This window comes from Persicitalea sp. (assembly GCF_041751555.1).
GTDB lineage: Bacteria > Bacteroidota > Bacteroidia > Cytophagales > Spirosomataceae > Persicitalea.
In genome coordinates this window covers 1-10,152 of the sequence record NZ_JBGSXF010000379.1, presented here as the reverse complement: position 1 = coordinate 10,152, position 10,152 = coordinate 1, and the positions used below count along the sequence as shown (strand labels likewise).

The 10,152-nt window shown below is 48.0% G+C and carries 9 protein-coding genes and 1 CRISPR repeat array; all 9 genes read right to left on the bottom strand.

The window, feature by feature from the left end; genetic code table 11:
• Positions 1-16: 16 nt before the first annotated feature.
• A CRISPR array of direct repeats spans positions 17-700; the repeat unit is 29 nt; unit sequence ATTTCAATACCAGAAGGTCAGATTGAAGG.
• A gap of 234 nt (positions 701-934) precedes the next feature.
• Positions 935-1,198 carry a CRISPR-associated endonuclease Cas2 gene (gene cas2 / locus ACEW8P_RS13460; protein ID WP_373513595.1) on the bottom strand — a complete coding sequence of 88 codons (264 nt, stop codon included), beginning with the start codon at positions 1,196-1,198 and terminating at the stop codon, positions 935-937.
• 141 nt (positions 1,199-1,339) lie between these two features.
• A complete protein-coding gene (gene cas1b, locus ACEW8P_RS13455) occupies positions 1,340-2,425 on the bottom strand; it encodes a type I-B CRISPR-associated endonuclease Cas1b (protein WP_373513594.1) in 1,086 nt (361 codons plus the stop codon).
• 74 nt (positions 2,426-2,499) lie between these two features.
• Complete coding sequence (gene cas4 / locus ACEW8P_RS13450; protein WP_373513593.1) at positions 2,500-3,057, bottom strand: CRISPR-associated protein Cas4; 558 nt, start codon at positions 3,055-3,057, stop codon at positions 2,500-2,502.
• Between the two features lie 8 nt (positions 3,058-3,065).
• A complete protein-coding gene (locus tag ACEW8P_RS13445; protein WP_373513592.1) occupies positions 3,066-4,124 on the bottom strand; it encodes a CRISPR-associated protein Cas7 in 1,059 nt (352 codons plus the stop codon).
• Positions 4,125-4,155: 31 nt separating this feature from the next.
• Positions 4,156-5,493: a hypothetical protein gene (locus ACEW8P_RS13440; protein ID WP_373513591.1), complete on the bottom strand. Its 1,338-nt coding sequence runs from the start codon at positions 5,491-5,493 to the stop codon at positions 4,156-4,158.
• Positions 5,490-7,682, bottom strand: a complete 2,193-nt coding sequence (gene cas3, locus ACEW8P_RS13435; protein WP_373513590.1) for a CRISPR-associated helicase Cas3' — start codon at positions 7,680-7,682, stop codon at positions 5,490-5,492. Before cas3 ends, ACEW8P_RS13440 begins: the two co-directional genes overlap by 4 nt.
• A complete protein-coding gene (locus ACEW8P_RS13430; RefSeq protein WP_373513589.1) occupies positions 7,679-8,269 on the bottom strand; it encodes a hypothetical protein in 591 nt (196 codons plus the stop codon). Before ACEW8P_RS13430 ends, cas3 begins: the two co-directional genes overlap by 4 nt.
• Before the next feature lie 13 nt (positions 8,270-8,282).
• A complete protein-coding gene (cas6, locus tag ACEW8P_RS13425) occupies positions 8,283-8,951 on the bottom strand; it encodes a CRISPR-associated endoribonuclease Cas6 (RefSeq protein WP_373513588.1) in 669 nt (222 codons plus the stop codon).
• Between the two features lie 776 nt (positions 8,952-9,727).
• Positions 9,728-10,152 (bottom strand): helix-turn-helix transcriptional regulator (locus ACEW8P_RS13420; RefSeq protein WP_373513587.1); only part of this gene is annotated, 425 nt, incomplete at its 5' end.

Here is a 10,152-nt window from a genome sequence, read left to right as displayed (position 1 = left end):
GTTTTGCCCGTTAAATATTTCAATACCAGAAGGTCAGATTGAAGGCGATTGCGGTTTTGGCTGTGGATTACCTCGTTGGCAATTTCAATACCAGAAGGTCAGATTGAAGGCTCACATTCTCGAAGATGATCGGCATGCTTTCTGCATTTCAATACCAGAAGGTCAGATTGAAGGTCGAGCCGGACGTGGCTTACGATGGTTATTACATATTTCAATACCAGAAGGTCAGATTGAAGGCCTGTTCTCCTGCCAGAATAAGACACTATCACATTATTTCAATACCAGAAGGTCAGATTGAAGGACGAAACTGGCGTATCTGCATGGCTTTTTTCAGGCGTAATTTCAATACCAGAAGGTCAGATTGAAGGCGCCCCTGGCGATCTGCAACGATGGCCCCAATATCCTCTATTTCAATACCAGAAGGTCAGATTGAAGGTCGCCGCACTTCAAGTGCGCCTCCACCAGCAGCCACTTGATTTCAATACCAGAAGGTCAGATTGAAGGACCAGCCACCGAAACCACATGGATCAGCTACCGAATGATTTCAATACCAGAAGGTCAGATTGAAGGTCAACGGGCCAACGATAACCGCGATTGACAACATAAATTTCAATACCAGAAGGTCAGATTGAAGGTCTCAATTTCGATTCCGGTATCTGTGAAACGGTCAGATTTCAATACCAGAAGGTCAGATTGAAGGCCGCCGCAAAAATAGCCTTTCCACGGGGGAGATAAGGTATTTTGGGAATAAATAGACTAAAAAAATCGTCAGCCCCCGGTAGTGTTGAAAAACCGGGAGGCTGACGACACATGCTTTCGCGCATTTCGACACACTTTTTTGAAAAAATGGTATACCGTTGAGAGCTTGAGAGACAGTTAAACTCTTACTAAAACTGCGTCCCAAGGCGGGCCGACGACTTGGAGATTGCCTAACTCACAAAAAACGAGTGCGTTCAGCCTTTTCCTTGCCTAGCGCGATGCGGTCCATGTAGCGCTCGTCGCGGAGTTGGTAGAACACCACGCCATCGCCTCCCTGCATGAGCTGGTCCGCTTCCTTTTGTAGGGCTTTAAACTGAGCGGGCGTCAACTCACCCTCGAAGACCGAATTCTGAATCCAGGTCAGGTAGCGGCGGAAGAGCTTGAGCATTTTGCCCACGCGCTTCTGATTTACATCGTACACGGCCACGAAATAAGGCATAGGTTTATTGATTTTTGAGTTCGCCCGAATGTCCCAATCCCGAGGTAGATCAGACGGGGGCAGGGTAGATATGTATTTTCAGCACGTCAAAGAACAAGTTTCCACTTCCTTCCTTTCCTGCTTCCTGAGTTTGCCGAAAGGTTACCACCACATATGTAAACCCTGGTACGATTGGCCTTTGGGGTCAGAAAGGTGACGGATGAGCTTGTAGCATTCCAACCGGATGAGGCGTTCGTACGACACTTTGCGGTCGAGGGTGCGATGCTGTACGGTTTGACTGAGGCGCTCGTCCCAGTGTTGGACGAAGATTTTCCGTCCGGTTTCGGAGAGGTAACAGCCACCGAGGTGTTTCTCAAAGTGTTTGGGGCCGATTTCACCCGTTTTCAGCAGTCGGAAAATGGCGCGATCCACGAGCAGCGGCTTGAAAATCTCAGCAATGTCGAGTGAGAGCGAAAAGCGGCGGTCGCCGGGTTCGTGCAGGAACGCTACTGTGGGATCGAGGGCGGTGCGGTAAATCTGCCGGACTACAGAATTATAACAAAGCGAATTACCGAAAGAAATCAGGGCGTTTAGTTCATTGGAGGGCGGGCGGCGTTCACGCTTATTGAACGGGAAGCGGGCCGCCACTTCCGGCCCCAGAAAATGCGGCCACAGTTGGTAGTACCGATCCCGGATGCGGCCTTCGACGGCCATCAGCGTCAGGATGTCCGTCGTAAGCGGTAGGGCGTCGCGGTCGCGCACGAGGGCGGAAAGCGTGCCTTGCACCTTAGCTTGGGCTTCACCCGTCAGGCGTGGTTGATAGTACTTAATGACGCGCTCGATGTTGAACAAAGCCGCTTCCACGAAAGCCCGCGCCAGTACCAGCCGCTTCCTGGGACTGAGGTAATGTTGCGCCTGCTGCATCCGCAGTCGCCCAGAAAGCTGGCTGTCGCGCGGATAAATCGTGGCGGTGAAGTTTCCGTAGTAGTCGTAGAAAAAGGCCGGAATGCCCTGTTGCCCCAAAAAGGTGATGAGTTTGGAATTGATGTCCACCTCTCCGAACAAAAACAAACTGTCCACGCTCTCGACCGGGAAGGGCGTTCGCGGCCCATCGGGCGCGGCGGAGGGCAACCCCTCGTCGCCGGGCGCATCGTCGGGAGTTCGCTCGCCCGTGGTTTTTTCCAGGGCCAGGGTGTTGTGCTGACGTTTGAGTCGTCCGCTTGAGAAGAGGTAATAAGGTCGTTTCATGGGTATTTGATTTTGAATGATAGATTGAGTGAATAGGTATTGACTTTGATTCTATCATTCACCCAAAATTGGTTTTACCCGTAGCACAGCTCTTCAAAAGCACATTTTTTGCAGAAACTTCTCTTGGTCAAGACCGGGGGCGGGGTTTCCTGGGTGGCGAGTTGGCGGACAGCGGCCACCGTGCGTTCGAGTTCGGCGAGGTGTTCGGCTTCCAGCGTGACGGTTTCGGTGCGGTGCAGCAGCGGGTAGTCGAGTTGGCCCACGAAGGGCGAGCCGTCGGCGCGGGCCACGCCGTTGCGGTGCAGCAGCCACAGGTAAAACCGCACCTGCCAGCGGTGGGCGTCCTCGCAGGAGCGGCCCTTTTTGGTTTCGTGCAACACACCCTCGCGCAGATTGGCGCGGTCGATCTTGCCAATTAATGGCGTACCGTCCGGGGCCTCGGCTTCGACTTGCAGGTGCTTGTCGGCCCGTGCGTAGGCGGCTTGGTCGAGCAGCCGCCCCAGCGCGACGGTGTCGGACTCCTGCTCCATCCAGATGCCCCGCAGCGACCACCACGCCTTGCGCGGGCAAAGGCGGTGGTAGCCGACGAGCATGCCGCCAATGCGGGGTGAAGATTTTGGCGCGGTTTCCATTTGACTTCTCAGTATTTTGAGGAGTAGGTTTCGATTCGCTTTACCAGTTCTGCTTTTGCTTTATCCAGAGCATCTATCGAGGCAACTACATCCCGTAAGTATCCCGAAGATGCAGGAGTGATAAACGCGTCAACCCCTGGGATAGACTCATCGACAATTGGCTCGGCACGTTCGCTGTCTTCCTTTAAACTAGCTCTTATGGAACTTGCAATCTTGTTGGCATTGTCGCTTATCACTACCGCCAATGTTTCCATCAAACTGAATGTGCGTGACTGGTTGGAAGTAATCTGCCAATTAATGAGGGCATGAGCCAAAGCTTTTGTCATTTCCTGGCGCTTGTCAGGTGGAGCCACCAGGCATTTGCCGAAAATAGCTTCTCCGTCTGTCCAGCCTTTTTCTCGCAAACCTTTAATAATAGTGGGAGTCATTTCTGGTTCAAACTGATTTGTTGAGACCGTGAACAGACGGCGGAGGTCAATTGCCACGTCATAAACAAAGAGTCCGCCTGCTCTTTTGTTATCAGGTATCCACTTGCGGTGCAAACTACGGTTTACCCCGCTAAGCAAATCCTCAACCTCATCATCTGACATTTGGCTACCGTCCGAACGTCGCACGATAACCTTATGCAAATCGGGTCGGTCACTGCGGTCAAATGTAATGTTCTCCTTGTTAGTTGTTGCCAAGTAAGGGTGCAACGGACGCATGGCCGAGATTGAAAGTGGACTTCGACGTTTGATTGTACGGCTTGTCCCGCCGCTCTCCGCCTTCATGTACCCTCCAATCAATTGGTCGGGATAATCAGGATCGCACAGGCTCAAAGGCTCTCCCTCACTAAGTTCCATTTTGGAGCCTTTTCCTTTCACATCGCTGATAAAAGTGATTGGGGCAGGCTGAGTTCCCAATGAATCCGTGAACGAATCCATGATAGACCGCTTGACTTGCTGTCCGCTTGAATAAGGTAATGACTTTCCAAATTGAGAATCAAAAAAGGTTTTCTGACCATTTTCCACTCCGAAGACTGTGAAGTCAGCGTGTTTTAATCCGCGTAAATAGATGAATGATGACATAAGTGAACAGTTTAATTGTTGGTTGTTTAAATTAATTTTCGGCCTTTTTGACCGCTTTATGGTAGCGTAGTGATACCAGCGTTTTGAAGTACAGAAAGTGATCGACGGGTATTTTGTGAACTTTGTAAGCCAATGCTTCAAGTTCATCCGAAAATGAAGCGTCGGCCGCTTTCATGATAGAGTCGAGTTCAGTGATAAATTTGGGTTTGTTCACTGTTTTCAGGAGACTGTCGATCTGTGTACTCTTCCCTGTACTCAAATCCTTCTCCTTGCTGGTGTAGGTTCCGTACCGATAGAGCATATCGGCAACCTCACCTGTTTCGTCCCAAAATTTGTCGTTGTTCAGCATAGCTAATAACCAGGTTACGTAAGTATTAAATGTGATTTTTATTTCAGAGTTGGTATCATCGTATTTGAATTTTTTCTTGCCTTCCATGTAGTCTTTTAGTCCCTTCGGTTCCAGTGCCGTAGTGCCCACAGAGCCTGACTGGCAAATCCGCTGGAAGGAGTAAGCCGAACCATAGAGGTTCTCAATGATCTTAGCATCTCTTCGATACGCAAATTCGCCAAAGAGCTTCGTGTACAGTTCAGAGGGGCGTTTAATGGTCATCAAATCAAACAGTATGAAGCCGTAGGTCGAGTTGGTCTGCCCGTGTTTGTACACGTAGCCCATCATATTCGGTGACTGTATTTTTGACGCGATTGCCAGCACGACGCTCAACCACGATTGGGTTGGTATATCGATACTCCCGTCGACATTGGTTGACATCCCCGTAAAATCTCGAAGTGGGTCGCCGGGACGGTAGTCCTTTCCCAACACATGAGTAAGCCATTGACTATTCCACGAATTGATCTTATTGCCTGAAAGGCCCTCATAGGCAGGATCATTCAGATAATCCCGATAGACTTGCCAGCCCTGAAACAAAGCATCAAAAATGGCTGGGTTATCAAACAGAATAGTCTGCCCTCCCGCAACTCCGACTCCCAAACCGCCGCCAATCCAGGAGCAATAGACTTCATCGGGATCTGTTTGAATCATCAAGTCAGTTACCTGCCCCGAAGTGGTAGCAAATTCCTTCGTTTCGGAAGCAGGAAACCCTATGGCAGTACTTGCATCTATCAGACCAGCTTCTATTTTTTCGTGCAGTTTTTCCAACTTTTCCAAGCGTTCCTGAGCAGTTAACAGGTGGGGTTTCTGACCCTTTCCCATTTGCACAAAAGGAGAGTTAGAAACCCAGTACAGGTACTTTGGATGATTAAAAAATAAGTCATAGAAAAACTTCTCAAAAAACTCCTTTGCCGACAGGTTCAGATTATTTTTCTGATTGTAGTGTCTAACGAAGGAGCGGCCAATACTTGCGGTTATCATAATATTCTACTTTTGAATGAGCCAATCACTGTGTAAAATTCAGGCCTCAAAAAATCGGGTAGTAAACCCACTTCTTTGTCATAAGCTTTTTCAGGAATGATGAATGGTCGGTTGCCAACCTCGGATCTTTCAAGCTTATTGTGAGCAATCGAGTGATACCGAACTGGAATCTCCAAAGCCATTCGCTCTTCGTACCCCATACTTTCATAGCTGTGCAAATCACTTTCGTCTATGCAGATCATGGAGTCAATTTTTAGTTTTTCAAAAAGGATCGACTTGGGTTTATGAACCAATTTGTCGATGCGCCATTGACCATTTACATAAATTGCTTCCTTGTCGATTTCTATGGTGTCCACGGTTGGAAATACTTGGTCGATAAGACCTTGAACGTCGCGTTCGTGCATTATCTCACTGTTTGGAAGTGCTTTAAATGACTCTTTTAAAATGGTCAGTTCGTACGGCTTGGCATCATCGTCCGTTTCGGGAGGAGCTATTACGTAAATTGGTTTATAAGGATTTTCAGGGTCAGCGGGCCTTTTGCGGTTCACACGCCCAAAACGCTGAATAAGAGCATCGAACGGAGCGGTATCGGTTACCATCAAATCAAAACTTATATCCAAACTCACCTCTACCACCTGAGTGGAAACCACAATACAAGCTCCTGTCCCGGTATTAAATTCTTTGATTTCATCCCCAGCACAGGTGAGCCTTTTGCCCATTAACTTTTTCTCCAAAGTACCACGCTCACCGCGTTTGAAACGGCTGTGAATCATCATGATTGGTACACCAGGATGGGCTTTTTTAAGTTGTCGATAACGTTCCTGCGCCGTAGCTACCTTGTTAGCGACTACTAATATTTTTTGATCTTTCTCAACGGCCTCTTCAATAATGACGAAGGTCTGCTCGTAGGTATCAACTTTATGAATAGTATGGCGATCAAACTTGTCCAACTCCTCATTTGAAAGTTTAATCTCAAATACTTCGTCGCTCCCAAGAATAGCCCTTATTCTTTCGGTAAGAACAGTAGGCATCGTAGCAGTACCTATGTGGATGCGGCAACCGATGGCTTTGAGCATTTCCACGATTTTCAAAACAATGCTCCGCGTGATTTGGGTATAGGTGTGTATTTCGTCCAAAATGACATCGCACCCACGCAAATCCATCAAGGTAGCTTCATAGCCTCTTGTTCCGAAGACCATCGAGGCCATTTGATGTGGGGTCAAGACCTTGACCGCTGAACCCATGTGCCCTTGCAGGACCTTTTCCTCAATTTCTTTTTTGTTAACCATCAGTCTGGAAGCCGCGTGTAACACTCGAATATCCAAGTTGGGATTGTGTTCCTCCAAATCGCCTTTCAAACGTTCAAACATGCTGTTGATAGAAGCTTGAAACGGTAAGGTGTAAAACACACGCCCTCGGCACCGACGCAATAGGTAGTCGGTTTTCCCTGCCCCTGTACAAGCCGTCACCAGTGTGTGGGGCTTCGGACTGTCGGCGGGTTCGTACGAAAGAGGATAAAGTGGGGCTTGACGATTATAATATCTTAAGTCTGGAGTTTTGAAGAGGCGTTGTGTTTCTTCTTCGGTTTTGTGTATCAATGCAGAACCAAAATGGTCTCCTGCCATCAATAACCCTCGCCATTCTGAAAATCCTTGATCGCCCCTTTGGCAATATTTCAAAACCTCAAAATAAGCATCCTGTGCCTCCTCAATGGATACCGGACGAACTGCTATTCCATAAAATTCGAGCATCTCTAAGGCAACAGGAGCCCATTCGTCCCATCGTTCGCTGTGTAGCTCATAGGCCATGTCTTCCAAACGCTCATCCAAATCCACTATTCCCAAATCTTTGCTGTCCTTTTTGACTGATTTATGATGCCCAACTATCATTTCTATCAATGGCGGGTGAAGAATTGGACTGAAAAGTGTAAGAAAAAGTAAGGAAGACAACTCATGTCGGAAGGGATTGTCCATCGGACTTCGTTGATAAGCACTCGTCAGGCGATGCTGGAAAGTAGGATGAATCTTGCCGATGTCATGCAGAATGGCACCTAACCTAGCTATTTCTGCATCCAAACCAAACGCTATTGCTGCCTTGACCGTAGCCAAAATCACATGATTTAGGTGATCGGTTAGTGTGGTGAAGTCAGGCTTGCCTTTTGCTTTAAGATAGTCAAATCTGGTTTTCATAGTTCACTTGATTTTACCGGATTCCCTACCACTTTGAGCCAACCATACATTGGATTTCCACCATCGAACCGATTGTGTCCTACCAGAAAAGATCGTTCGTTGTTTTCAAAAATCAACTCAAAGCCATCGAAAGGGGAAGCGTCAAAGGCATCGGCCTGGATAGTTGATATTTCAGCATCCGGGTAAAGAATGTCTTCATTTCGACAGAGGCAGATGTGTTGTGTTACGGCAATCTCAGCGTCTTGACGTTGCTCAAAAGCCAAATGCAGCATAGGATTCAGCATCACACCGCGCGTCAGGATGGCATACTTTCGTATTAAATCTTTACCAGCTTTGTTCCAGCCCCGTGGTTGAGTTTGTTCTTGCTGCATGGACATTCCGTTATATGAAAGTCGATGCCCTTTTATTCGATCAATGGAAAAAGGGGCATTGAGCAATTCTGGAAATAGTTTTCGCTCTATGCCCACCAAAATGCTGGGAGTAAGAAACTGCTGGCTAAATGTTTCACTATCACGCACGGCCGTCCACGGCTTAATGAAGCCGAAAGGTCCGGTATAGGTGACGATGTGTAAAAGTGGTTCGCTCATAGTTATCGCTGTTTTATCGTAATGCACCAAAGCCGCTGCCCGTCAAATCGCCCACCCCCACCAGCCACGCAAACTGAATGGCTTCCGGCGTTCCTTCCACAATGATCGGGCATTCGCTGCCTTTGTGCTTAACACCTTTGATCGTTGCCATGCGAGGTCGGGGCCGTGAATAAGCGCGATCAAATGCCACCCTGGCGTCAAGATGTTCGCCCGTGAAGCCCGCTACGCCCAGCTTTTTGCGCAGTAAATGAGTCAGCACATCATTGGCCGCCAGGGAGTCCCAGAGCAAGTACTCGCGACTGCCGTCCTCGCGCATACGCCGCGCTAGAACCGCCGACCCGTCGGTAGCGAAAATATGCTGCTTACTAAATGAAGGCGGGGCGATTTCTCGAACTTCCTGCACGGCCATTCCGTAAGCTATAGACGGGTCTGCCATGATTCCTTTTATTAGTTGCCGAGCCAGTTCGTCGTCGTAAAATGAAATATTCCAACTAGTTCCTTCTGGAAAATAGAGCATTTTCGGTCGGGGCTGACCACCTCTAAGCCACCCGAAGCTATAAAGACTAATACCGTCATGCGCCGAATTATCGCCCAGCCACTTATGGATCGCCCCAGTTAACTGGTGCAGGTGGTTGAACGGAACGGGTTCGGTACTAGAACTCAATTGTAATTGTACGCGCATAGTGTTTTCAGTTTGAATGGGTCAAAGGAAAAGGGGAGGTTCGCCAAAAAGTGGTACAGTGTGAAAGATTTTAGAAATTTTTGGCATACATACCCATTGGGTGCGATTAAATAGCAACTAGAGATCACAAATAAATTTCAATACCTTACTTAAGGTGCGGGTTCAATTAGGAAGTGAAAACTTGAGTTGGAGAATTTAGAAATGCTTTCAGGGGCATTATCCAAGATTGAAGCATGTTTTCATAATCATCTTTCAATAAAAAGATTTTACACGCAGAAAATTTTCGGATTTCCGCTGCCAAGGTTGGGTTGGCTGTTATAACTAGCGTTGGAGACAGATCCTGAATATGCAGTATTATGTCTTTGCTTCTTAGTTCATGACCTATCCAGTCGGCAGTTATTACGAACTCAGAGCCGCTAAACATTGTCACTTCCTTTAACGAGCGACAAAAGGAACTTGAAATCTCTGGAGTAACGAATGTCTTCATACCTTCTAGCGTAGTAGTAAATTTTCATCCCGTTATTAGTAATATATAGATTCTAACAGAATTTACTAGTTTTTATCTATTTACTAAGCATCTACACACTCGTTGGTCAAAAAGTTCACTAGTCGAAATTATTTTTGCCGTCCTTCAAATATTTATGGTCGAAAGCTAGGAGCCGTGATACACGAGTCGGTACTTGAGAGGTGGGCAGAACCGACTTCGCCCCCTACTAAGAACGGCCGATTCCTACGGCATGGGAAACGGTGCTAAAAGGAATTTGCATCCTGCCATTTTAATCTTTGTCCTCATATAATTTTAAATTTCCTCTCACCCGTGCCGCAACCCGTTCGCGCAACGAAGCAGGTTCCAACACCTCCACCGCCTCGCCAAAGCTGAGTAGTTCCTTCTCTAACTCCGGATTAAGCACCACGAACAACTCAAACTCACCCAATTTGGATAGTTCTCGCTGACTTGAATGCAATGGCAGTGACCGCACATAGCTACTTTGCAAGGCGTTGAATCGCAGCACCACGCGCTCCGGCTCGGCACCGTCGGGCGCAGTAACACCGATAACATGACGGCGAAGATTTTTGTAAGTGGCGGTGCGATCGGTGGTGATGGGGTTTTCGGTGAGGCGGAGGTCGGTCATGCGGTCGAGGCCGAAGGTGCGGATGCTGTCTTTTTCGGTATCCCAGCCGTCGAGGTACCAGCGGTTGC

Bases quoted from the DNA above. Each gene is read 5' to 3' on its own strand.
- cas2 (WP_373513595.1), bottom strand. From the start codon at position 1,198: ATGCCTTATTTCGTGGCCGTGTACGATGTAAATCAGAAGCGCGTGGGC.
- cas1b (WP_373513594.1), bottom strand. From the start codon at position 2,425: ATGAAACGACCTTATTACCTCTTCTCAAGCGGACGACTCAAACGTCAG.
- cas4 (WP_373513593.1), bottom strand. From the start codon at position 3,057: ATGGAAACCGCGCCAAAATCTTCACCCCGCATTGGCGGCATGCTCGTC.
- ACEW8P_RS13445 (WP_373513592.1), bottom strand. From the start codon at position 4,124: ATGTCATCATTCATCTATTTACGCGGATTAAAACACGCTGACTTCACA.
- ACEW8P_RS13440 (WP_373513591.1), bottom strand. From the start codon at position 5,493: ATGATAACCGCAAGTATTGGCCGCTCCTTCGTTAGACACTACAATCAG.
- cas3 (WP_373513590.1), bottom strand. From the start codon at position 7,682: ATGAAAACCAGATTTGACTATCTTAAAGCAAAAGGCAAGCCTGACTTC.
- ACEW8P_RS13430 (WP_373513589.1), bottom strand. From the start codon at position 8,269: ATGAGCGAACCACTTTTACACATCGTCACCTATACCGGACCTTTCGGC.
- cas6 (WP_373513588.1), bottom strand. From the start codon at position 8,951: ATGCGCGTACAATTACAATTGAGTTCTAGTACCGAACCCGTTCCGTTC.